At 42.5% G+C, this 23,854-nt stretch carries 17 protein-coding genes and 1 pseudogene; 8 read left to right on the top strand and 10 right to left on the bottom strand.

Annotation, left to right across the window (positions count from 1 at the left end):
* Nucleotides 1-210 precede the first annotated feature (210 nt).
* Both G3570_RS04360 and ppgK read right to left on the bottom strand, forming a co-directional pair.
* The gene (locus G3570_RS04360; RefSeq protein ID WP_165139647.1) at nt 211-1,950 is read right to left on the bottom strand and encodes a tetratricopeptide repeat protein; all 1,740 of its coding nucleotides are present in this window, start codon (nt 1,948-1,950) and stop codon (nt 211-213) included.
* A 184-nt stretch (nt 1,951-2,134) separates the two neighbouring features.
* Nucleotides 2,135-2,884: a polyphosphate--glucose phosphotransferase gene (ppgK, locus tag G3570_RS04355; protein ID WP_165139644.1), complete on the bottom strand. Its 750-nt coding sequence runs from the start codon at nt 2,882-2,884 to the stop codon at nt 2,135-2,137.
* A 317-nt stretch (nt 2,885-3,201) separates the two neighbouring features.
* On the opposite strand from ppgK, the gene G3570_RS04350 reads away from it, so the two are divergent.
* The 8 genes from G3570_RS04350 (at nt 3,202) to G3570_RS04315 (ending at nt 15,960) form a co-directional block, all read left to right on the top strand.
* On the top strand, nt 3,202-4,305 hold the full coding sequence (locus G3570_RS04350) for a nickel-binding protein (RefSeq protein WP_165139641.1): 1,104 nt from the start codon (nt 3,202-3,204) through the stop codon (nt 4,303-4,305).
* A 107-nt stretch (nt 4,306-4,412) separates the two neighbouring features.
* Nucleotides 4,413-5,525 carry a nickel-binding protein gene (locus G3570_RS04345; RefSeq protein WP_165139638.1) on the top strand — a complete coding sequence of 371 codons (1,113 nt, stop codon included), beginning with the start codon at nt 4,413-4,415 and terminating at the stop codon, nt 5,523-5,525.
* Between the two features lie 169 nt (nt 5,526-5,694).
* Nucleotides 5,695-6,195 (top strand): YybH family protein, encoded by a 501-nt coding sequence (locus tag G3570_RS04340; RefSeq protein WP_165139635.1) that lies wholly within the window; start codon nt 5,695-5,697, stop codon nt 6,193-6,195.
* A 106-nt stretch (nt 6,196-6,301) separates the two neighbouring features.
* On the top strand, nt 6,302-7,687 hold the full coding sequence (locus tag G3570_RS04335; RefSeq protein WP_165139632.1) for an FAD-binding oxidoreductase: 1,386 nt from the start codon (nt 6,302-6,304) through the stop codon (nt 7,685-7,687).
* Nucleotides 7,688-8,120: 433 nt separating this feature from the next.
* The gene (locus G3570_RS04330) at nt 8,121-8,738 is read left to right on the top strand and encodes a hypothetical protein (RefSeq protein WP_165139629.1); all 618 of its coding nucleotides are present in this window, start codon (nt 8,121-8,123) and stop codon (nt 8,736-8,738) included.
* Nucleotides 8,739-9,132: 394 nt separating this feature from the next.
* Nucleotides 9,133-10,275 carry a fasciclin domain-containing protein gene (locus G3570_RS04325; RefSeq protein WP_165139626.1) on the top strand — a complete coding sequence of 381 codons (1,143 nt, stop codon included), beginning with the start codon at nt 9,133-9,135 and terminating at the stop codon, nt 10,273-10,275.
* A gap of 409 nt (nt 10,276-10,684) precedes the next feature.
* Nucleotides 10,685-14,389: a sensor histidine kinase gene (locus tag G3570_RS04320; protein ID WP_165139623.1), complete on the top strand. Its 3,705-nt coding sequence runs from the start codon at nt 10,685-10,687 to the stop codon at nt 14,387-14,389.
* A 347-nt stretch (nt 14,390-14,736) separates the two neighbouring features.
* A complete protein-coding gene (locus G3570_RS04315) occupies nt 14,737-15,960 on the top strand; it encodes an acetate/propionate family kinase (protein ID WP_165139620.1) in 1,224 nt (407 codons plus the stop codon).
* 204 nt (nt 15,961-16,164) lie between these two features.
* Here G3570_RS04315 and G3570_RS04310 read toward each other — a convergent pair whose 3' ends face one another.
* From G3570_RS04310 to G3570_RS04280, 8 genes and pseudogenes are all read right to left on the bottom strand, one after another.
* Nucleotides 16,165-17,346 (bottom strand): homogentisate 1,2-dioxygenase, encoded by a 1,182-nt coding sequence (locus G3570_RS04310; RefSeq protein WP_249066701.1) that lies wholly within the window; start codon nt 17,344-17,346, stop codon nt 16,165-16,167.
* Between the two features lie 81 nt (nt 17,347-17,427).
* Complete coding sequence (gene hppD / locus G3570_RS04305) at nt 17,428-18,576, bottom strand: 4-hydroxyphenylpyruvate dioxygenase (protein WP_165139617.1); 1,149 nt, start codon at nt 18,574-18,576, stop codon at nt 17,428-17,430.
* Nucleotides 18,577-18,735: 159 nt separating this feature from the next.
* Nucleotides 18,736-20,991, bottom strand: coding sequence for a hypothetical protein (locus tag G3570_RS04300; RefSeq protein ID WP_249066700.1), 2,256 nt, complete (start codon nt 20,989-20,991; stop codon nt 18,736-18,738).
* A 93-nt stretch (nt 20,992-21,084) separates the two neighbouring features.
* Nucleotides 21,085-21,363 (bottom strand): annotated as a pseudogene (locus G3570_RS16580) (carboxypeptidase-like regulatory domain-containing protein); the annotation flags it as partial.
* 80 nt (nt 21,364-21,443) lie between these two features.
* Complete coding sequence (locus G3570_RS04295; RefSeq protein WP_165139611.1) at nt 21,444-22,229, bottom strand: GLPGLI family protein; 786 nt, start codon at nt 22,227-22,229, stop codon at nt 21,444-21,446.
* Nucleotides 22,230-22,321: 92 nt separating this feature from the next.
* Nucleotides 22,322-22,603 (bottom strand): hypothetical protein, encoded by a 282-nt coding sequence (locus G3570_RS04290; protein WP_165139608.1) that lies wholly within the window; start codon nt 22,601-22,603, stop codon nt 22,322-22,324.
* A gap of 13 nt (nt 22,604-22,616) precedes the next feature.
* On the bottom strand, nt 22,617-22,937 hold the full coding sequence (locus tag G3570_RS04285) for a hypothetical protein (protein WP_165139605.1): 321 nt from the start codon (nt 22,935-22,937) through the stop codon (nt 22,617-22,619).
* A gap of 116 nt (nt 22,938-23,053) precedes the next feature.
* Entirely contained in the window at nt 23,054-23,488 is a 435-nt protein-coding gene (locus tag G3570_RS04280) for a helix-turn-helix domain-containing protein (RefSeq protein WP_165139602.1), read from the bottom strand.
* Nucleotides 23,489-23,854: the final 366 nt, after the last annotated feature.

The following is a 23,854-nucleotide window of genomic DNA, read 5'->3' as shown; positions in this document are numbered from 1 at the left end:
CCGGAGGTATTGCGGAAAAGTCATTATAAAATTTTGGGCGGCCAAAGAGCAAGGAATTTTGAATATCTATAGTTAGAACAACATCTCAATACACCCGGCGGCTTTTCCCATAGGGATGCCTTTGGCAAATATCCCATCAGATAATTACTCTACATAAAATGAATACTTACAGGGGAATAACCTTTTTGAGTATCAATGTATTAGAGAAATCTAGCCCACCTGCTCTTTCTCTACAGCCATCATAAAATCAGTCAGTTTCTCTTCGGTTTCCATCCCCAGCTTTTTGCGCAGGCGATAACGCGCCGTTTTAACACTATCGGGTCTGATGCCCAGTATGGTAGCGGTCTCTTTTATAGAGAGATTAAGTTTGGCCAGTGCTGAAAGGCGCAACTCGTTGGAAGTGAGGTCCGGATACTGTTCTTTCAGAGCCTCAAAAAAACCGGTGTGCACCTCTTCAAAATAGAGTTTGAACTCTTCCCAGTCTTCATCCAGGTTGAAACTATAGTCAACTTTATTTTGGAGTTTCTGTAGATCCCGACTGACTTCCCCGGCACTTTCTTCTTTCAGCAATTCGATCTCCTGTTTGAGTTCTCTCATGGCTTCATTCTTCTGAACCAGGTGCAGGGAGTGGGTAGTAAGTTGCCTATTCTTGAACTCCAGATCTTTTTCCAGCTGTTCTTCATGTAGACGTTTGTTTTCAAGCTCGGTTCTGTTCTTCTTGATTTTCAGACGCTGCCGGTTGTAGATCAGAAAACCAATTATTCCGATGAGAACAAGTCCTGCCAGAAATGCATTGCGCAACATGGCCTCCTGTTCCTTTTCTTGTTCCAATAGTGCTATCTCCTGCTCTTTTTGCCTGGTTTCGTATTTGGTCTGTAGCTCACTGATCTGCTTGCTTTTCTCTGCATTCAGAATACTGTCTTTTACGACCATAAGCTTGCGCTGGTTTTCAAAAGCACGCTTGTAATTACCCAACTTGAGATAAATATCCGTGAGCAATTCATAACCCACTTTTACTCCGAGTTTACTACCATATTCACGTGATAAGTCCAGCGTCTGCTCTCCATGCACTCGGGCTGAATCCAATTTACCCATCGAGATATAGGTCTTAGTCATATTTTCATGAATAATTGAGCTGAGATCTTTGTCTTTTCCGTCATTTACCTGAAGAGCTCGATTAAGATACTTCATGGCCTTGTCGTGTTCACCTTTCTGCATATAAACCCGACCGATATTGTTCAGACTGTTGGCTATACTCAGGGTGTACCCCAGTTCTTGCCTGATAACCAGAGCTTTGAAATGAAAATCCAATGCTTCCTCATACCTGCCCTGATCCCCATGCAATAGACCCAAATTATTATAATTTGTGGCGAGTGAGTTTTTATTCTCCAACCGCTGATTGATTTCAAGTGCCCGCTTGTAAAACTCCATCGCCTTTTCATCCCGGTCCAGCTCAAAGTAAGCAAGGCCGATATTTCCTAAATTTGAACTGATGCCCCGCTCGAGCCCGATAGCCTCACACAGCTCTAGTGATTCAAAATAGTGCTCCAGTGCCGTATTATATTCACTCATGCTGCTGTAGGTCGATCCAAGATCATTTAGCTGTGCTATTAGTCCCATCGTATCTCTCAAAGCACGCAACAGCCTAATCCCTTTATCAAAATGATCTATCGCCCGGTCAAACTCACCCTTTCTGTTGAAGGAATACCCCAGCTCTCCGTGTGCTTCTGCAATACCTTTTGAATAATTCAGGGATTCAGAAAGTCTTTTTGCCCTTTTTGCAAATTTTATGGCGGTATCGGGATCGGAAAAAGAATATTCAAAACTGGAATCGATCAGGGAATGAACCAGTGCGGTATCTGAAATATGGGGATCCTGTGGGATAGGCATCTGCGCATGGAGTTCATACGCAGCACAGAAAACAAAAAACAGTGCTGCCAGATACCTCATCGCTATCCCGTTTTTTACGAATGGCAGTTAATACTTCAAATAAGAGCGGAATTCAGAGCAAAATCAAGTGATTTTCCTTGATCAGAACAATAAATCCATTAAAGATTACTTTTATACTAAAATTTTATCAAAGATTTGATGTACCGGATATATCAGTTCTCTTTGGTCACGATCAATTGAAGTTTTATTCGAGACCTTTCTGCTTCGCTGAGGCAGCTATTGCTGCACCGATAATTCCTGCGTGATTACGATTTTCTGCAGGAACCACTTCTGTATCGAGGTCAAGGAAATCTTTGAACTCATTAAAATACTTACTTACCCCGCCACCGATGATAACTATATCTGGCCAAAAGAGAGCTTGTATGACCTGAAGGTATTCATTTACCCGGCCTCCCCACTCTTCCCAGCTCAGCTCCTGTTTTTCGCGGATCGAATTTGCGGCATAATCTTCAGCCGCCATACCATGCATGGGTATGTGTCCCAACTCTGTATTGGGTACCAACTGCTGGTTGTGAAAGACAGCGGTTCCGATTCCGGTACCGAAAGCAGCCATAAAGATGGTCCCATACCGATCTTTCCCGGCACCGAATCCCACCTCAGCATACCCTGCTGCATCAACATCATTGACGAGCCAGGTCGGGCACCCTGTTCCTTTTTCTATCTGGGCAGAAGCATTTACACCAATCCAGGAATCATCAATGTTTGAGGCTGTTTTTACAATTTCATGTTTAACAGCAGCCGGAAATCCGCACCCGACGACACCTTGCCAGTCGAAATGATCAATTATGGCCTCAATGGTATTAATCACTGAGGATGGCGTTGCCGGTTTGGGAGTTGGAATTCGGTATCGTTCCGTTTTGAGTTCCCCTACCCGGGTATCTACAATAGCCCCTTTTATTCCAGAACCGCCTACATCTATTCCTAGTATCTCCATATCCAATGATAATAAAGAAGTCGGTCAATGAGAAGTCAATGAGAAGTTCGGGAATTAGTGCATTACTGAATAGCAGCGTATACCCCTAAAAGTATTCAGACTTTTCCAGGTATGCAGGGTGTCAGCTAAAATGTCGACTGTATAGATAGCATTATTAAACTACTCAATGTAGCTACGGTCTTTAATCTACAATAAAGGAATTTATAGGGAAAAGGCTTCAAAATAGAACCCTACCTAAAGGTTTGAAAGAGCATAGAATTTGAATTCCCGCATTTTTTTCTAAATTGGTAATAAATTGATTAAAAACAACTATTAGCATGCCTCTATTCATGGATTATCATATCGTTTCTGATATAAGCATTGATGCGGTCAAGAAGGGGCATATGGCAGATAAATCTGTTCAGGACAAATACGGTGTCAGGTATGTTCAATTTTGGGTAAATGAAGATGCCGGAACCATTTTCTGCCTTATTGAAGCACCTGATAAGGAGTCTTGTGAAAGAGTGCACCAGGAAGCTCACGGTAATATCGCATGCAAAATTATTAAAGTTGAAAGTGGCTTTTATAAATTATTCATGGGGGAATCCCAACGACTGGATCATGGTATCGTTTTAGGTAAAGACGGAGAGTTAGATAAAGCCTACCGCTTTGTAATAGCAATTGATATTTGGGGAATCACTAAAGCGACGAACTCCGATGATTTAAGGCATTTAGTCATTCCTGACAAGCCCAAAAAACTGATCCGGCAAATTATTCCTTCGTATGATGGTAGAGAGATTAATAATGATGACTATGACGGCTTTATCTGCGTTTTTACAGAAGCCGACGAAGCGTTGGACTGTGCCATGGAAATCCAGAGGGAATTTTTAAAAAGGATGGAGAACCCCAAAGATGAATCCTGGAATATTACCTTCAAAATTGGAGTCGGCGGTGGGCAGCCGGTAACTATGAACGACCACTTATTTGAATCGACCATACGTTTGGCACAACGGCTCAGCTTGATTGCGGAAAGCGGCGAAATTGTAGCATCAAATATGGTCCGGAAATTGAGTGCTTTAGAGGAGAAACCAACCAGCAGTGCAGCATTGAAGTCGATTCAATTGGCAGAAGAAGAGTTTCTTGAACAACTGTTTGACATCACCGAGGAGAATATCTCAGACCAAGAGTTTAACGTCGAAAAACTTTGCCGCGATATTGGTATTAGCCGTACCCAGCTCTACAGAAAAGTTAAATCCACAACCGGGAATTCACCGGTTGCTTTTATTCGGGATATGCGTCTGAATAAAGCACTCACATTGATCAAAGAGAACAAATACAATATATCTGAGATCGCTATGGAAATCGGGTACAGTAATCCTTCCTATTTTTCGAAATGCTTCAAAGACAAATATGGAGTTAAAGCGTCAAAAGTAGCGGTATAGTTTTAACAGTTATCTGTAAAATTTCAGAGAGAATTTAAAAGCATTAATACATATTGCTGATTTTGAGAAATAGATTAAAAAAAACCACGTATTAAAATACATTTGCAATGCCTTTATACATGGATTGTCACGATGTCCCGGGAATAAAAATTCAGGAAGCAGAAAAAGCGCACCTCAAAGATTTGGCCGTTCAGGAAAAGTATGATGTTAAATACCTGGCCTATTGGGTAAACGAAGACAGCGGTAAAGTTTTCTGTTTGATGAAAGCCCCGAATAAAGATGCTATCCAAAAGACGCACCTTTTGGCAAATGGAGTAACCGCCTGTAACATCGTAGAAGTAGAAGGTGGACTGTACTCGGCCTTTATGGGAAATGACCTGAGAGACAAAGATGATTTAGTTGTCGATAAAAACGGAGATGTTGATAGAGGATACAGATTTATTCTAAATCTGGACATTATCGCTGTCACACGTTTGTCGCATTTTATTGATTTTGATCAGCTAAAATTGCCTCATAAGCCTATTAAATATGCCGAACAATTGATTCTCAAAAATAATGGCACAGTTGTTAACCAATTATCTTTTGATAGACTTATTGCTGTTTTTAATACCCCGGAAAGCTGTTTGCTTTGTGCCAAAGAGATACAGGAAGAATTTCTCTCCCATAAAGAGAAGTATGCTTCCAATGAATGGAATTTCAGGTTTACGATGGGTTTGTGTATTGGGGAACCGGTTACTAATACGGATGACCGGATTTTTCAAAAAGCACTGAATCAAAGTATGTGGTATGGTAAAATTGCTGAAAATGGGAAAATTGCACTGCCGGTTGAGTTCCAGGAGATAAGCGTTTTATGCCGAACAGAAATGGATGGAAAAGGCATCACGGTTATCGATAAATCCGACCAGGTATTTATTCAGCAGTTATTCGATCACATAAACATGAATATTTCAAAGGTTAACTTTACTATTGCCAAGCTAAGTAAAGAAATCGGATTGAGCCGGGCACAGTTGTATCGCAAACTAAATTCTATGTCAAACACCTCTCCGGTACAGTTTTTAAGGGATGTCAGACTCAGATACGCACTTAACCTCATTAAGGAAAGAGAGTTGACAATATCTGAAATCGCATATGAGCTGGGATTCTCGAACCCCTCCTATTTTGCCAAGTGTTTCAAAGAGAAATACGGTATCTCCCCTTCCAAAATAAAAGTAGAAGTGTAGTCAGCGCAGTAAACACCCGGCTAAAGTCACTTCTATCCCAACCCTGATCTTGTCTAGAACCCCATGCAACAAATGTTGCATTTTTTGGAACATATGAGGTGGAAGAGAAACGAAGTCGGCTGTATTTATAAACTGACACAAATATTTAACCACTCATAAAGAGATGATTATGAAAAAATTACTTAAAGTTTCTCTGGCATATATCCTCATTTTCGGTTGGGGATTTTCAACACTGTTAGCTCAAAACGGGAGTGGCCTTATGGCTGAATACCCGGAAGAAAAAGAAGAAATCAAGCAGACCATGAATGAAATTGTTGAGAGTGTCAAAGCCGGCAACATTGATAAATTGATCTCCTTCCACGCTTACGGGCCTAAGTTTACGGAGTTTAAGCAAGGTGCCCCCCGTAACGGTGGAGAGGAAAACGAAGCTTTTGAGAGAGAGGTGTTCGGAAGCGTCAAAGAAGCGGTTAAAATGGATGCCAAAGATATGAAAATTGCCGTCTACCACGGAAATGTAGCGGTGGTAACCTTCCATTCCGACTTTCACTTAAAGTTTGAAGAAAACGTGGCCGTTGTCAATGATCAGATCAGCCTGGTGTTTGCTAAGAATGGCAATGGGGAATGGAAAATCGTGCATGAACATCACTCACCCCTGAGCCTAGCTGAATAAACATATCTTTGCATTGAAATAGAACTGACAGAAGCTTTGAAGTCTCTCTGTCAGTTCTATTTCAATGAGCCGTATTAAACGTCAATATCTATCTTCCGGAGTCAATATGTATAGTATAAATTCAATAAAGAATCTGAGAGAAAATATACAGGGAGAAGTCATCCTTCCTAAAGATGAAAACTATGAAGAAGAGCGTACCATTTACAATGCCATGATCGATAAGCATCCTGCTTTAATTGTAAAATGCAGGGATGAACAAGATGTAAAAAAAGCTATTCAGTTTGCTAGAAAAGAAGAAATCGAAGTAGCCGTTCGCGGGGGCGGTCATAATGGTGCCGGACTCGCCTTGGTCGATGACGGTATGGTCGTCGATTTGTCTTTAATGAAGGACATCCAGATTGATCCGGCAAAGCAAACTGCCAGAGTACAGGCGGGTTGTCTGTTGAAAGAAGTGGATGAGGCTACCCATGAGCATGGCCTGGCACTGCCGAGTGGTATTGTCGGTACCACGGGGGTAAGCGGATTAACTCTGGGTGGCGGGATAGGTTATCTATCCCGAAAAGGGGGATTAACCATTGATCGCCTAAAGGAAGCTGAGGTAGTACTTGCGTCAGGTGACTTAGTCACGGTTAGTGAAACAAGTAATCCGGATCTGTTTTGGGCCATTCGCGGAGGGGGTGGTAATTTTGGTGTGGTTACTTCATTTACATTTAACCTTCTACCCATTAAGAATGTATATGCAGGACCGATGTTTTGGCCATTAGAACAGGCTCATGAAGCCATGAAGTTTTATGATGAAATAACTAAAAATGCTTCGAATGACCTGTATGGATTCTTTGCCTTCCTGATTGTACCGCCCGGGGACCCTTTTCCCGAACATTTACGTTCCAAGAATGTCTGTGGCATAGTTTGGTGTTATACCGGACCGATCGAAAAAGCCGAAGAGGTATTCAAACCAATCCGGGAGTTTGGCCCACCCATTCTCGATTTTGTGGATGAGATCCCGATGCCTGATTTGAATGGGATGTTCGATGACCTGTATCCTCCTGGAATGCATTGGTATTGGAGAGCCCATTTTGTTAATGAATTGACAGATGATGCCATTCGAGAGAATATAAAATATGGGTCTCAGATCCCGTCAGTGCATTCAACTACACACTTTTATCCAATAGACGGAGCCGTTCATGATACGGAAACAAACCAGACTGCCTGGGCTAAACGATCATCTCGTTGGTCTCAGGTAATCGTTGGCGTAGACCCGGATCCCGATAATGCAGAAGAGGTTACAGCCTGGTGCAAGAATTATTACGATGACATCGCCCCTTATGCCGACGGTGGTGCATACGTAAACTTTATGATGGAAGAAGGGGAAAGCAGGATTAAGGCTTCCTATGGAAATAACTATGAGCGACTGGCTGAAATAAAAGCTAAATACGATCCGGATAACTTTTTCCATATCAATCAGAATATTGAGCCTGCTGCTGTTACATAAAATGACACATGAGTAAGACTATCATCTAATAAGTCTTAAAAAAATAGTTATCCCCTTCGCCATCGTTCTGCGGTGACGTAGCCCTTCACTACTCTGCGGTAATGCTAAATTTGCCACTGAAAAAATCTTCTATGCCTATTGAACTGAACAAAATATTCAAGACGAAAAAAATGTTATAACCTCCTATTTTTTGTCAATTTTAAAAGTGATAATATTATAACCAGACGAAAATTCAATAGTGAACGCATGCTAGCCATTCCGGCTTCGTTCAAGATCAGATTTCCGATATAAAGACAACAAAAAGCAGAATTCAATTAACACCATCAATCTATTTAAGATTAGGGCTTTAACTAAGTCCTGTATCCGCAAGTCAATGGTTAGTTTATAATATCAATAAATCATCCGGTTGAACTTGAATACACCGATTATTTCAATGACCCGTAAGATTGTCCCGGTAGGTCCGGTTCTCTTGGGTATATGGTTTACTATTGCGCTTGTAATAAGTGCTTCAGGCTTACTTTATGAGGTTCCTGCTCCGGTCATGGGAGCAATAAACGGACTGCTAATTACAGTATCACTCCTAACCATCTATTTCGTGCAGCCCATTCGCAGCTGGGTCATGAATTTGGATCTTCGGTGGCTGATACTATATCATTTCGTTCGATTTGTAGGTATCGCCTTTCTTGTACTTCACGCCCAAGGAATAATCCCCTCGGAATTTGCCATTATTGCCGGCTGGGGTGACGTAGCCGTGGCCGTAACGGCAATTGCGACAGTAGGGTTTGCCTTACCAATTACCACGGTGCCACGTTGGTGGATGGTACTGCTATGGAACCTATTTGGATTAACGGATATCCTCTATGTTTTGAAAACGGGAATTGGTTTAGGATTAAATAATCCGGAACAGATGATATGGATTACAACATTTCCTTTTAGCCTGCTCCCTACCTTTATCGTACCTCTAATCATAGTTACACACATCCTGATATTTATACGCCTGTGGCAGCTGCGGTTACCACTAAGAACTCATGATTTGTTAGCATCGCAATAAGCCCATTTCATGCAATCTTTGTTAAACGTGGCATATCCTGCTCCTTTTTAAATCTTACCTAAACAGAGATCATAGTTTTAGTTTACATTTCAATTATATAAAACTCCCATCCTACAGCCCTAAACCTTCTTATTTGTCGATTCATTTAGACCCTTGGGGCAAATCCCATTTGATTCCGGTCACTAAACGGATTCTTTGCTAAAGTTTCTCTTGATAAAATGGAAACCCGGAACGGTTGGTAAGGTATATTTTTTATTGGATCAACTATTTAAAATCTGGATTGGGTAAATATTCGAGGTATAAAAATTTTTCGAAAGACTAGTCATTCCATGATTTTCTAGTGTACAAGACATGAGTTAGTTATTCCAAATACATAAATAAACCGAGGTATGCTATGAGAGTTATACATTCAATACTGCTATTTGCGGGCTTGTTATTTGCCATTTCAGCCTGTAACGACGTTACCAATACTGACGCTGTTGAAAACGACAGCTGGCTGCAGGAAACTAAAGCCAAGGGAAATGCCATGAGCGGTCCTAACAGTGAAGAGGATTCCATTCTGGAAATCGCTGCATCCAGTGAAGATTTTTCAACTCTGGCCGCTGCTGTAGAGTTTGCCGGTCTTCAGGACGCTTTGAACGGCAAGAGACAATTTACAGTTTTCGCACCGACCAACGAGGCATTTGATGCCTTATTAGCTGAACTGGACCTGACCGCTGAAGAGCTGCTGGTTGAAGAGAACAAGGAGCTGGTTACCAATATCCTGCTCTACCATGTGGCCCCCGGATCGAGGGATGCGGAAGATGTCACTGAGTCCGATCAGGTAAATACCCTGCTCAAGAAGTTTATCACCGTTCAGGAAGATGACGGTGCTTTCCTGGTTGGCAATGAAGAAAATGGTTTTGCCCAGATTATTGCTACGGACATCTTTGCTTCCAACGGCGTAGTCCATGCCATTGACAGCGTCATGCTTCCACCTACCGGAAAAAATGCCGGCGATGGAGAAGATGATGATGAGGGTGAAGATGAAGATCGTGAAGATCTGGATACCATCCTGGAAATCGCTTCCTCCAGTGAAGATTTTTCAACACTGGCGGCCGCTGTAGAATTTGCCGGTCTTAGTGAGGCTCTTGGCGGCAAGAGACAATATACAGTCTTTGCTCCCAACAACGAGGCTTTTGACGCCCTATTAGCTGAGCTGGGTCTGACGGCCGAAGAGCTGCTGGTTGAAGAAAATAAAGAGCTTGTGACCAATATCCTGCTCTATCACGTAGCTCCAGGTGCCAGAGATGCGGAAGACGTCACTGAGTCCGATCAGGTAAATACCTTACTTGAAAAATATATCTCCGTTCAGGAAGATGATGGTGCTTTCTTTGTCGGCAATGAGGAAAATGGTTTTGCACAAATCATTGCAACGGACATCTTTGCCTCCAATGGTGTAATCCATGCGATCGATAACGTAATGCTTCCTCCCTCAGATAAAAATGACGGTGACGAGGGGGATGACGACGATGAAGATGATGGAGACGACGATTAATTCAAGTTTATACCAAGCTCTCTGAGTTGGGTACACCCTGCATATAAAGGTTCCACTTTGTCTAAGTATAAGGTGGAACCTTTTTTGTTTCATTCTATAATTATTCCAAGCTCTTATATTTGTTACGAAGGCTTTCATCCCTCCTGTCAGCCAAGATGTGCAACACTATTCCAGGCAGGTATTAGTCCGGTATATATCTATCAACTTTACTTTTAAATCAAATATTTAAAATAAGATAGTTGTAAAATATCAATAAAAGGTATTATTTGTTTACAGAACCGGGATTCTTTACTGCCTATTTCAATCAACATCATTTATCTGAGCTGCAACTCTTTGGGGGAGTCAGAACGTACATATGGCAAGCCATGGAACCATACATCCGATTTTTTCCCTGACATTATCTGTCATAATGAGTTTATGGTTGATTGCTTCCTGTCAATCAGTAACAGATGAAAATTCAGAAGCAGTTCTAACCTCTGTCGACACAGTTTCAGCCCCTGAAATTATCACTGCAGGAAAATTTAAGGTCAATACTCTCGATACCCTTCCTTCACCTCACATTATAGCGCTCTCAGAACAAACGCCGCCTATAGAGACCACTGCCGATTTTTATGTAACCATGCAAAACTTTAATACGGATGAGGGTCTGGCTTTGAGCAGTATTAACGACAGTTATAAGGATAGAGCCGGTAATATCTGGTTTGGTACCTCAGGCAACGGGGTGAGCATGTATAATGGCAAGTCGTTCACCAATTACTCCTCCGCTCACGGATTGATTCATAATTTAATATCAACCATAGCAGAGGATTGCAATGGAAATATCTGGTTTGGCACATATGGAGGAGCTAGCAGATATAACGGAATTGTATTTGAAAACTTCACGACGGAACAGGGTCTGATAAATAATGATGTCCGTAAAATATTTATAGACAGCAAAGAAAATATTTGGCTGGCCACCGAAAGCGGGGTAAGCAGGTACAACCCTGCCGCGGAAGACAGCACAAATAGGTTGTTTATCAACTTCACAACCGAGGACGGCTTAATTGAAGGTTCCATATTTGATATTATCGAAGATAAAAATGGATTTCTCTGGTTTGGAGGGGCCGGCGGTGTAAGCATATATGATCCCAAAGCAGAGAATGAGGGCGAAAACCCGTTTGTGGACTTTTCGAAGCAAATAGGACTTCAGAACGAAGTTGTATATACCCTGTTGGAAGATAAAGAGGGAATTATTTGGTATGGCACCGATTATTTCCTGGGAAGGTATGATCCCACAATGGAAGAACTGCCTAAAAAAGCGTATACCCATTTTACTGTTTCAGACGGTCTTGCAGGTAATTTTGTCATCAGCAGTTTGGAAGACCGCGATGACAACCTGTGGTTTGGTACCAAAAGCGGTCTTTCTAAATATGATAAGTCTAATGGCTCCTTCCTGAACTTTACCACGGAGCAAGGCCTTGCAGATAATCAAATTGAAAGCATTACGGAAGATGATTCGGGAAGTCTCTGGTTTAGCACCTATGGAGGCGGGATCAATAAGTATGACGGAAGCAGTGTGGTTGAATATTCCAACGAGCAGGGCCTGCCGGGTAAAGCCATCTATGCAATCACCGAAGATAATAAGGGCACCCTCTGGTTTGCACCGCTGGATGGTGGATTAGTAGCTTACCGAAGAAACGACAAGGATAATTATAAAGGATCCTTCACAAACTATACTGCCGAACAAGGTTTCATCGAGAATACGGCATATACCTCTGTCACGGATCAAGACGGGAACCTGTGGTTTGGTACCGCTTCGGGTTTGTTTAAGTATGACGGAAACCGGTTTACCATCTACACCACAGAGCAGGGCTTACCGGACAATTATATCAATGCGTTACGTATTGACCGAAATGGTAATCTATGGATCGGTACGTTTGACGGAGGAGTTAGCAAATTTGACGGGAAATCATTCACAAACTTCTCGACAGACCAAGGCCTGGTTCATAAAACAGTATGGAATTTTCTTGAGGATAACAACGGGATTATCTGGATAGCAACCCGGGGCGGATTAAGCAGGTTTGACGGCCAGCAGTTCATGAATTTTACCACAGCCCAGGGCCTGCCGGATAATAAGCTCTCTACCATAATGCAAGACTCAAAGGGGAACATAATTACAGCCGGCTGGGGCGGTGGCGTATCTATTATAAAAAAACATAATGTTGAAAGACTGGCGCAGTCTGATGTCGATCAAATCACAACTAATATTTTCGAACACTTTTCTACGGCCGAAGGATTGGCAAACGATATAGTATATAATGTACTGGAAGATCCCGAAAAGAACCTCATAATCGGCACCAGTTACGGCTTTACCATCCTTAGGGAAGGTATAAGTAGTGATAGTGGAAAAATTGCTAAAAACAGTATTGAAATTTATAACGAGAAAACCGGCTACCCCATAAAAGATGTAAGTCATATATATAGTCTGTTTGAAGACAGCCGTGGAATTGTTTGGGCCGGTACCGGGAATAAACTGGTACGGTTCGATTATAGCGAGGTAAAAAGAAGTGATAAAGCGCCGCAGATGTTCATCCAGCGTGTAAAAATAAATAATGAATCTGTCAGCTGGCGCACTCTCGATCATTTAAGGATAAAAGATGAGGAGACCGGACTAACTGATAATGTAGTTCAGCCTTATGTCATTGACGAGCTGCTGACATTTGGACGCCAGCTAAATGTGAGTGAGCGCGACACCATGGTGAACCGGTTCAGTGCAGTTCAATTTGACGGTGTAAGCCCTTTTACCGGAATACCTCAAAACCTCGCGCTTCCTTACAGTAAAAACAATATCAGTTTCGATTTTATCGGTGTGGAAACGGCGAGACCTCACCTGGTGCGTTACCGCTATAGACTGGATAATGACGCAAAAGAATGGTCGCCGGTTACCGATAAGGCAACAGCGAGCTTTGGAAATATATTTGAAGGAAGCTATACCTTCCTAGTACAAGCAAGAAGTCCTGCCGGTGTCTGGAGCGAGCCCCTGCGTTACAGCTTTACCGTATTACCTCCATGGTACCGTTCCTTGTATGCCTATTTATTTTATGTCCTGGTCTTCATGGGGGGAGTTTACTCGGTGCACCGCGTGCAGAAGGCACGTACCATTCGCAATGAAAGAGAAAAAACACAACAACGTGAACTGCAGCAGGCCCGAAAAATTGAAAAAGCCTACCAAAAATTAAAAGCAGCTCGCAAAAAGGAGATGGCCCAGAGCAAGGAAATAGAAGTAGCATATCACAAAATGGAGGTCGCCCATAAAAATCTTCAATCCGCCCAGGAGCAATTGGTGCAACAGGAAAAACTGGCCTCACTCGGACAGCTTACAGCGGGGATTGCTCATGAAATAAAAAATCCGCTGAATTTTGTGAATAATTTTTCAGAAGTAAGTGTAGAGTTAATTGAAGAGGCAAAAGAAGAAATCAAGAATCGAAACTCAAATGGCAAAACAGAGAGTTTAGAGATCCTGAACCTGCTGGATACTATTAAATTGAATGTGAGTAAGATTTATGAACACGGTAGGCGCGCCGATTCCATCGTGAAATCCATGCTGGAACACAGCCGCGGGGGAAGCGGGAAAATGGAACCGACACCGTTAAACAGCCTGGTGAAGGAGTTTGTAAACCTGGCCTTCCATGGCATGCGAGCTCGCAAGAATTCCATTAAAGTTGATATCGAGCTCAATCTGGATGAATCTGTTGGAGAAGTACCGCTAATTGGTGAAGACTTTTCACGGGTGATTATCAATCTGTGTAATAACGCCTTCGATGCGATGAGAGAAAAAACAGGTGTCAGCAATAATGGAACCTGCAAGAAGGCAGAAGCATATTCGCCCAAACTCACGGTCCGTACCAAAAGAGATCCTCAGAATGTGATCATTGAGATCGAAGATAACGGGCCCGGAATTTCCGATGAGCTGAGAGATAAGATAATGCAGCCGTTTTTCACTACGAAGAAAGGTACCGAAGGAACAGGACTCGGATTGTCTATAACCTGTGATATCATAAAAGCGCATGGCGGCAGCATGAGCCTGGATTCTAAGCCCGGGAAAACCGTATTCAAAATCAATATCGCGAGATAATATTCTGCTGAAATGCTTTCGCTTCATCCAGAAAAGCACATCTAGCGGGATCATATTTGATTACAACAAAGTTAGCTGTCTTAGTGAAGCCTATTATCTAGAAGGATCGAGTTTACTGAATTCTTGGACGCAGTGACTTAAAACTTGTGTCCTTGCTACCCACCCCGTACACCAACTTGCGGACACCCCTCCCGGGGGGGGACTTTTTTGTCTTAGGTGTAGTCCATCCAACATCCAAATTCCAACCTCTAACTTCCAGCATCCTATCTCCCTTTATCAAAAATTCACTCACCTTCCCTATATTGGGGCTCATTCACATAACTATTAAGCCTGTAGATATAAAATTAATGCTTGTACTGGTCATCAACTGCGGCAGTTCATCTGTAAAATACAATCTTATTGAAACCTCTGATCAAAAAGAGATTTGCTCCGGTATGGTGGAGCGTATCGGTGCGGTCACCTCTATTGTTAAACATGAGCCCGCCGGATTCAAACCACATAAAGATACCCGCAAAATTGACGATCACGTTCAGGCATTAAAGGAAATTATGAATTTCCTGATGGATTCCGACAACACGGCCATCTCATCGACGGATGATATTGAGGCTGTCGGCCACCGGGTGGTTCACGGCGGTGAAATGTTCAAGGATTCGGTGCTTATTGACGAGGATGTGAAGGATGCCATCCGACAAGCCTTTGACCTGGCCCCTCTACACAATCCTCCAAATCTGAAAGGTATAGAAGCCGCTATGAAATACCTGCCCGATATACCACATGTGGCGGTATTTGATACGGCTTTCCACCACTCGCTCCCACCGGAAGCCTATCTCTACGGCATCCCGAACCGGCTGTATCGCCGGTACAAAATTCGTAAATACGGTTTCCACGGAACCTCACACTACTATGTGAGCCGTCAATATTACAAGCTTACCGACAAGCCCGTGGAAGAAACCAGGGTGATTACCTGTCACCTGGGAAATGGAGCTTCTGTTACGGCCATTGAAGGAGGCAAGTCGATCGATACCTCAATGGGCTTTACTCCCCTTTCGGGTATGGTCATGGGTACCCGTTCGGGTGACATTGACCCGTCGATTCTCTTTTACCTTGTTGAAAAAGAAGAATTGTCACTCAATAACCTGCACGCGCTGCTGAACAAGCACAGCGGCTTACTGGGCCTAAGCGGCTACGCCGCGGATATGAGAGAACTCATTGCCGAAGCCAAAAAGGGCGACCGTCGTTGCCAGCAGGCAATTGATGTATTCTGCTACGACTTGAAGAAATATATCGGTTCGTACATTGCCTCTTTAAACGGATGTGATGCTATTATCTTTACAGCAGGTATCGGGGAAAACTCAGCACTGGTGCGGCAACAATCTCTTGAGAACATGGAATCACTGGGCATCGAAGTGGATCCGGAGAAAAATGAAAATGCCGAAGCAGGAAAGAATCAGAAAATTAGCAGTGAGTCGTCGAAAACCGAGGTCTGGGTGATCCCTACCAACGAAGAACTTGTCATTGCTATCGACACGGCAAAAATTGCACAGGCCTCTGATCAGTCGCCATGGGTGTAGTTTCTTTTTTTCACCACCGATTGTTCCAAGCGTGGACGCTTGGAACAGCATTCTTTAATTGATGTGATGGACGCGGAGCGTCCAAAGCAACGTCAACCGCAGAGCGATAGAGGAATAAGCAACACTCCGAGGAGGGGACTTTACTCTAGAAATCTAGACCATCTAACTTCTAACTTCTAGCTTCTAACTTCCAATACCCCTGCCCTATTCCTCGGCCTCTACTTTCTTCTGCACATCTTCATTCCATGAGTAGGGATAGCTGTCGTCATCCAGCTTCTTGGCTTCGGTGGTAAGGTGCAGCGGGTAGAAGGTGTCGATCATTACCGCGTATTCGTCGGTGCCTTCCTTGCCGATGCTCTCCTCGTACTTGCCGGGATGCGGACCGTGCGGGATACCGCCCGGATGCTGGGTGATACTTCCCTCATCCACGCCCTTGCGGCTCATAAAGTCGCCTTCTACATAGTAGAGTACCTCGTCGGAGTCTACATTGCTATGCGCGTAGGGCGCCGGGATGGACTGCGGGTGGTAATCGTACTTTCGCGGGCAGAATGAGCAGACCACGTAATTGGGCGCCTTAAAAGTCTGGTGCACGGGCGGCGGCTGGTGAACGCGTCCGGTGATAGGCTCGAAGTCCTTGATGTTGAAGATCCACGGGTAGAGGTAGCCGTCCCAGCCGACCACATCAAAGGGATGGTGCTCGTACCAGTAGGAGGTGATCTGTCCCTGCTTCTTGATCTTCACTTCAAATTCGCCTTCCTCATCGTAGAAAAGCTGTCCTTCAGGACGGCGGATGTCACGCTCGCAGAAGGGACTATTCTCCAGGAATTGCCCTTTATCTGAGAGGTAGCGGTCCGGGATATCTATGGGTCCGGTAGAGTCGACGGTCAGAATTTTGTTCTTTTCGGTTTCGAACACCATTTGGTAGATGGTGCCGCGCGGGATGAACACATAATCCCCGTAATGAAAATCGAGGCGGCCGAACATGGTCTGCACGTAGCCCTCCCCTTCGTGGATAAAGATCAGCTCGTCGTGCTCGCCGTTTTTGTAAAAATAATCCATGGACTCGGTAGGCCGCGCCGCACCGATCTGCACGTCTTTATTGAACAGCAGGACCTTGCGTCCCATGACCGGGTCGCCTCCCTCCTCCATATTGGCGGTTCGCAGGTGGTGATGACGCAGCACGCCCTCCTCCCACTTTTCGATCTCAACCTTCGGTCCCTGCGCTACCTTGAAGGTACGCGTCGGCGGGTTATTGTGATAGAGCAGCGAAGATACCCCGTGAAACCCTTCGGCTCCGAACAGGTGCTCCTGGTAGAGCTCTCCATCAGGACGGCGAAATTGCGTGTGTCGCTTGTGAGGGACTTTCCCGAGTTGGTGATAAATCATAATGACCTCTTTGTTAGTCTTGAGTCGTGAGTCATGAGTCATGAGCGCTCAATACTCACAACTCAAGACTCATGACTGCTTTTATAAATTGCCTCTTAATTCCTGCTCGCGTTCAATAGCCTCGAACAGGGCTTTGAAATTGCCTTTCCCGAATCCGCGGGCGCCTTTGCGCTGGATGATCTCAAAAAAGAGCGTCGGACGGTCGACTACCGGCTTGGTGAATACCTGCAACAGGTAGCCTTCGTCATCGCGATCAACGAGAATACCCAGCTCTTCCAGCTTCTCTACCGGCTCATCGATGGTACCTACGCGCCCTTCCAGTTCCTCGTAATAGGTAGTGGGCACGTGCAGGAATTCCAATCCACGATCCTTCAGCTTGCTCACCGTTTTGATGATATCGCCGGTCAGCAGCGCCACGTGCTGCACGCCGGGACCTTCATAAAAATCGAGGTACTCTTCAATCTGCGACTTCCGCTTGCCCTGCGCCGGTTCGTTGATGGGAAACTTGATCATGCCCCGTCCCCCGGCCATCACCTTGCTCATCAGCGCCGAGTACTCTGTGGAAATATCTTTGTCGTCGAAGTGGATATACTGCGTGAAGCCCATCACGTCGCGGTAGAAGTCTACCCACTCGTTCATTTTGCCTTCTTCCACGTTGCCCACGCAGTGATCCACAAACTCGATGCCTACCGGGTCAATATCTTCCAGGGTGGATTCCTTCTCGATGAAACCCGGCATAAACACCCCGTCGTAATTCACGCGGCTCACCAGCGAGTGGATGGTGTCGCCGTAGGTGGCGATGGCCGCCTTGCGCAGGGTGCCGTGCTCGTCGCTCAGGTCATGCGGCTCCTCCACCGGTTTCGCCCCGCGCTTTACGGTCTCCTTGAAGGCCCGGTCCACATCCTCTACATGCATGGCGATGTCGCGGATGCCGTCGCCGTGTTTAGACACGTGCCGGGCCACGGCCGAATCGCTCTTCAGGCAGGAGGTCAGCACAAAGCGGATATTGTTCTGCTCCAGGTAGTAAGAGACCGTCTCCCGGTTGCCGGTTTCCAGTCCGCTGTAGGCCTTAAGCTCAAAGCCGAACACCGTCTGGTAAAAGTGGCAGGCCTGGCGGGCATTGCCCACGTAATGCTCAACGTAATCGACATCCTGCAGGCCCAGGTGATCGTCGAATTGCTCTTCTACGGGTCGATTCAGGGTGGCGGAATCTTTGGCGGCGGTACTCATAGTCTCAATCCTCGCTAATTTCTTGATTGGCTTCTTTTTAAAGGCAGTACGGTAATATAGTATTCCGCGCATAGGTACTCAAATAGTAAATGGTATAATGGAACGCTGATACACGCGGAGGTTACGGATTAAGGCGAAGATTATTGGTTAGTAATTGGTTTAGAGGCGATAATTTACGCTTAGTAGAAATGATCTGGGTATGAGATTGTATCGAGTGGAAGTAAACATAAGCCCGTTCAGAGAGTTTGATACGAAATACTTGTTATTCAGAAGGTTTCTGGCTTCGGCAGTAAGCTTCAGTTTGTTTGGTTTTACCTGCAAATGCATATAGGCATCCATGAGGTATGTAGTACTCTTAATGCCTTGTTGATTTGCTGCTTCTCTTTCAGCTACAAACTGAAATTTTAGAGTCCGACTAGGTTCAAAGTAGAGATCAGAATAAAGAGAGCCTTTTGTTCGAACTTCAGATGAGCTAATATTCAGGTTTTGGTGCAGCCAAGATGCTCCAAGAGTGTAATTGAAAAGTCCATCAAAGACAGACCGAAAACTGAGTCCATAAGCTTTAATTGAGGTACGAATAGTGTAGAACTCATTATTATATAGTGACTCAAAATTGGTCGATGTTATACTGCCAGATAGCTTAAGGTTATTTTTGAGACTTGGTAGTAATATATCAGCGGAAATGTTGGCCAGATAAAGCTCACGATCTGTATCTAATGTATTTTGTAATAAACTGTAGGTAGGGGTAACGGTCACATCATTGGTTATTACCCGGTTGTTCCTGTTATACAATAGGGTGGTGTGTACCATATTCCTGCGTAACCAGCCACCATATGTATAGTTAAACAGGGCATTATGTCCTCTAAAAAAGTGAAAATCCCCCAATCCCCTTTTAACAGTTCTACGATCATCAATATAAAAACCATCCAGTATCTCCCTGATTTCTGATAGTGAAGCATCGTATATATAGGAAAGTTGAAACTTGCTTTGTCCTATTGACCAATCCGAACCGATCTTTGGCTTAATTAAAAAAAACTCCGGGGTTGGCTTGGATTCAGGATTAACCTTATATGTAGGAATTAAATAAGATCCTTGAATCCCTGAAAATAAATTAAATATACCAAGCCGATATCGACCCAAAACCCCAAAACTATTATTTAAGATTGTCAGTCGATTGTTGTAGGAAAATATAAAATGTTCATTATTTAAAGCAGGTGATTCAAAGTCCAAATTACTCTTTATAACTGCATAGGATACACCAGTATCTATTTCTAAAAAACTTAGATTACCGGTTCTTATAAGCCACAAAGCCTTTAAAGACGAGGAGGTCATCTCAAATTCTTCTTCTTGCTGCCCTTCTAAAGTTCCTGTTGAAGAATCAAAAAAGTCGCCCAAAAACAGAGGGTCTGAAACATAGTTATCATTATGATGTTGACGACTGTACTTCGCATGGATTACCAAGGCCTGATTCTCGTCAATCCGGTTCGTGTAATTCAAATTATGAGTAGTCTCCCAAATTCCAGTGCTATAATTATCAAATAAATTCTCATTGTTTATTATCACTGTAGATGTAGCACTGCTTTTGGCTCGCTGCAGCAATCCTTGATATTCAAACCTACTTGATATATTCGGTTTTAGAACAGATTCAACTTTAATTAACCCTGCATCAATGCGATCGGTCAGATTTAGGGTTTCAAGATCCCTGGAAATTACCTCTTCCGTGAGGAACTTAGTTTCAATCTGACGTTTCAGCTCATCCTCATCATATCTTGCTAAACTAATTATCTTAAACTCAAAATCACTATTGGGTTTAAAAATAGAATTGTAAGATGCCAAGCCTGAGTTATTGAAACGCATTCGCCTTGGGCTCAAAGGCAGTAGTGATCTCGAAAAATAGTTACGCGGAGCCAATTCCAGATCAACCATATTTCCTTGTGAGAAAACTGAATTATCAGAGTCAGCTAATTCATTAAGTTCTCCGACCAGGTCTTTTCCCAAAGAATTACTATTAAGAAATATATACTGCTTGATTTTTTTATTGAGAGAGGTAAGTACCATTCGTGCTTCATGCCTCTCAAGAGTATTCATGCCCAGAGATACGTTACCAAATAGCTCAAAGCTGATTTCTTCTTTTAGACTTAAATTCAAGGCAATATCATCGCTCTTCTCCAACCCTCTCAGTTCTGCCAGTTCGGTATAATTTTGAAGCACTTCAACATCTTCAAGCACATTGGCATCCAAATTTTTTGTCACCATTCGATACCCTTTTCCAAAGAGATCAGATCCTTCTATCATAACTTTGGTAATCTGTTTACCTGCGAAACGAATAGTACCATCACCATCAACATCAAATCCCGGTAGCACTTTCAAGACGTCTTCAACAACCTCCTCATCCCCCCTTCGGAAATCATCCACCTTCATAGATATAGTATCCCCGCTTACCCGAATAGATCGTTCTGATTGCACTACTATTTCATCCAGAACCAAGGACAAAGGTTCAAGAGTAACATCCAAAACTTTTACACTGTCTTCGGACAGTATTTGAATCGGAATGCTTATCGGTTTGTGTGATAGAATATTAAAAGCCAAATTGTAAAAACCCGGCTCTATAGCAATTATGCTGTATTCCCCTACAGAGTCAGCCTGCGTGAAGTCAATAATTTTGGTGTTTGTGCTATCGTATAAAATGATCTGGACATGAGGGATAGCATTGCCGGCAGAATCTGTAACTGTTCCTGTAAGAAGTATACTCTGACCCTGAACATTCTTTATTTGAAATAAAGTCATTATGAGTAAAATCCACAGGACCACTTTACACATAGGTTTGCTCTCCCTGAGAAGACTGGAATCAATTATCTACATACTTTTTAATACTCTCTCTCGATTGATTTGACTAATTTTTTAACACTTATTTCAGGTTGGATACCTCTTGGTAATTTAGCTTTTAATGTTTTTACAAATTCTTCTGAAAAATTACTTTGATAGCTAGCATATTCTTCGATTTGTATATGCTTACCTTCATTTGGAGGCAAGATTTTTTCTTTTACATCGTATGGAATCTCAATTGAACTAAATAAAAATTGCACTCCCATTTCTTCATCTTTTACTTCCAAAATCAAGCCAGGCAAACCATGAAATTTCCATGGACCTATTGAAATTGGAATATCTGGTGTGAACCATACCTCATAATTTCTACCTCTAAACGAGGTAGTTGCTTTTTTAACATTAAATTTACCAATCTGTTTGAATTCATTTATGATGTTCCAATTAATTGTGCCAGAATTTTCAATGACAACGCAGGGATATGTTTTCCAGTTTTCAAAAATACTTGTTTGACTAATAATAGATTTATCTAGTTGATTATAATACACTTGGTATTTGAATGGGCTCTTAGGTGTAAAATCAAGTTGATAATCTATGCTTGATTCATCGACGAGTTGGATCTCATCTCCTGTATATTTATTCTCTAATCTACTTTTCATATCAACGAAGAAAAACGACTCAGCATCCTTAAAATAAAGAGTTGATTCTAACCCAATAAAATCTTCGTTTTCCAATATTGTAATGTAGCCAACTCTCCCACCAACTTGACCAAAAGAAAGAAATGGTGCTACTGATATTAATATTGTCAGTAATATTTTATTTTTTTTCATTTTTTCCCTCTTCAATTTTTGATCAGTCAAAATTGGTGAGACACAATTAGAAATAAAACTTCAAATCGTGACTCACCATTTTTCCGTTTATTTTAAAAAGTGTCTTGGAACCACTTTCCTATCTTTATTAAAGCACAGCGAAATCTTGTTACATCGTGAAATGTAACTTCCAATTCAACACCATCTGCAATTACTTTGATAGTACAATCAACTAGTCTACTATCTGTAGAGAATTGATTGTTATTATTTATGCTTGCCTTTTGTTGAATCTCAAAATTTTTAAGCGAATTATGTTCATTGAAATTCAATGGTCCGCTTACATTCAGAAAAAACAATAAGTAAATAGGTATAGTCATCCTTTTAATTCTGTTCATAGCATTCACCCTATTATTCTTTTTTCATTAACTCCTTAATTAATTCTGTACATGTCATACCCTCAATTACAATGATTAATTCAACTTCTTTACCATCATAGATTCCCTTTACGGTCAAAGTACATTTTTTTACCTCTGGATCTTTGTAGGTTTCAATTGCCTCAACTTTAAACCCCAAATCCTCCAAGGCATTGATTATCGCCTCTAAATCATATTGGCTTGTAGTTATAGAGTTAGAGACTGTAAGATCCAGGACATCTGCAATTGGTCTCGCTTCCACCGAATAAACAGAAATGAAACATGTGAAGAACAGGAATAAATATATCTTTTTCATAGCATTTACCTCTCTTTAAATTACTGTTTTTATTTTATTTATACTCATAAAAGAGCACAAATAAACATACTACTGAAAACCCTCTTTACAACTACCTGTTTATATCCTTTAGGTGTTTATCCTAGCCATTTTTTTATTGAATTATCCACTTCCTTTTGACTATTGAGTGATTGAAAGTGCTTAAGTAAAACATCATAACGGATTTCGGAATAGGTGGTATTGAAATGCCTTTTTAAAAATTTGAAGAGACCTTGTTCGTCATGCAGACCGGTAGAACGGGCAACCGAATAGCTGGTTGCATTCGGATCGCTTTCTATGATCTCACAAATTTTGATAAAACGAATCTCTTTAAGCAATTGCTTGGCATTCAATCCAAAATGGATTTTAATTAAGTCATTCAGAATAGGCTGACTACACCCTATTTTGTCAGCCCAATCTTTTACATAGCGTATACTTGCGATATCTTCCGCCAATACCTGCAAAGCCCGTTCCGCCTTCAATTTTTTAACCTCCTCTCTATTCTGTACCCAGTTGCCATTCGCTTTGTTCATGTTACCCCCCCCATAAGTGTTGTTTTTACTATATCTTATAAGACCCGTTCGGAGGCCATTCTTTACAAATTATTTTTACTTTTTTTCTCTTTACTTCTTTTCCACTTTATCAAGGAGAGAGGCATTTTAAATCACTACTGATATAATGTGTCTGATTCTTAGCGGATGAGATCCCTCGACAGGCTCGGGATGACATCACAGGAGGACATAGTTTGGAAATGTGGACGTTTAAAATGACACAACCTAAATATTTGTGCCTAGTATGAATCGGTTGGCAAATGCTCTCATCACAGTATGTAGTTACTGATTTCTATTACTATCTGCAGACAGGCTCCCGTCATGGAATGCACACCTTGTAAATTCGGT

The organism is Halalkalibaculum roseum (assembly GCF_011059145.1).
Classification (GTDB): Bacteria; Bacteroidota; Rhodothermia; order Balneolales; family Balneolaceae; genus Halalkalibaculum; species Halalkalibaculum roseum.
The sequence above is the reverse complement of the archived record's forward strand: the minus strand, read 5'-3'. Positions and strand labels throughout refer to the sequence as shown.

Bases quoted from the DNA above. Each gene is read 5' to 3' on its own strand.
- G3570_RS04320 (WP_165139623.1), top strand. From the start codon at position 10,685: ATGAGTTTATGGTTGATTGCTTCCTGTCAATCAGTAACAGATGAAAAT.
- G3570_RS04340 (WP_165139635.1), top strand. From the start codon at position 5,695: ATGAAAAAATTACTTAAAGTTTCTCTGGCATATATCCTCATTTTCGGT.
- G3570_RS04285 (WP_165139605.1), bottom strand. From the start codon at position 22,937: ATGAAAAAGATATATTTATTCCTGTTCTTCACATGTTTCATTTCTGTT.
- G3570_RS04310 (WP_249066701.1), bottom strand. From the start codon at position 17,346: ATGATTTATCACCAACTCGGGAAAGTCCCTCACAAGCGACACACGCAA.
- hppD (WP_165139617.1), bottom strand. From the start codon at position 18,576: ATGAGTACCGCCGCCAAAGATTCCGCCACCCTGAATCGACCCGTAGAA.
- G3570_RS04280 (WP_165139602.1), bottom strand. From the start codon at position 23,488: ATGAACAAAGCGAATGGCAACTGGGTACAGAATAGAGAGGAGGTTAAA.
- G3570_RS04350 (WP_165139641.1), top strand. From the start codon at position 3,202: ATGCCTCTATTCATGGATTATCATATCGTTTCTGATATAAGCATTGAT.
- G3570_RS04330 (WP_165139629.1), top strand. From the start codon at position 8,121: ATGACCCGTAAGATTGTCCCGGTAGGTCCGGTTCTCTTGGGTATATGG.
- G3570_RS04325 (WP_165139626.1), top strand. From the start codon at position 9,133: ATGAGAGTTATACATTCAATACTGCTATTTGCGGGCTTGTTATTTGCC.
- G3570_RS04315 (WP_165139620.1), top strand. From the start codon at position 14,737: ATGCTTGTACTGGTCATCAACTGCGGCAGTTCATCTGTAAAATACAAT.
- G3570_RS04335 (WP_165139632.1), top strand. From the start codon at position 6,302: ATGTATAGTATAAATTCAATAAAGAATCTGAGAGAAAATATACAGGGA.
- ppgK (WP_165139644.1), bottom strand. From the start codon at position 2,884: ATGGAGATACTAGGAATAGATGTAGGCGGTTCTGGAATAAAAGGGGCT.
- G3570_RS04290 (WP_165139608.1), bottom strand. From the start codon at position 22,603: ATGAACAGAATTAAAAGGATGACTATACCTATTTACTTATTGTTTTTT.
- G3570_RS04360 (WP_165139647.1), bottom strand. From the start codon at position 1,950: ATGAGGTATCTGGCAGCACTGTTTTTTGTTTTCTGTGCTGCGTATGAA.
- G3570_RS04295 (WP_165139611.1), bottom strand. From the start codon at position 22,229: ATGAAAAAAAATAAAATATTACTGACAATATTAATATCAGTAGCACCA.
- G3570_RS04345 (WP_165139638.1), top strand. From the start codon at position 4,413: ATGCCTTTATACATGGATTGTCACGATGTCCCGGGAATAAAAATTCAG.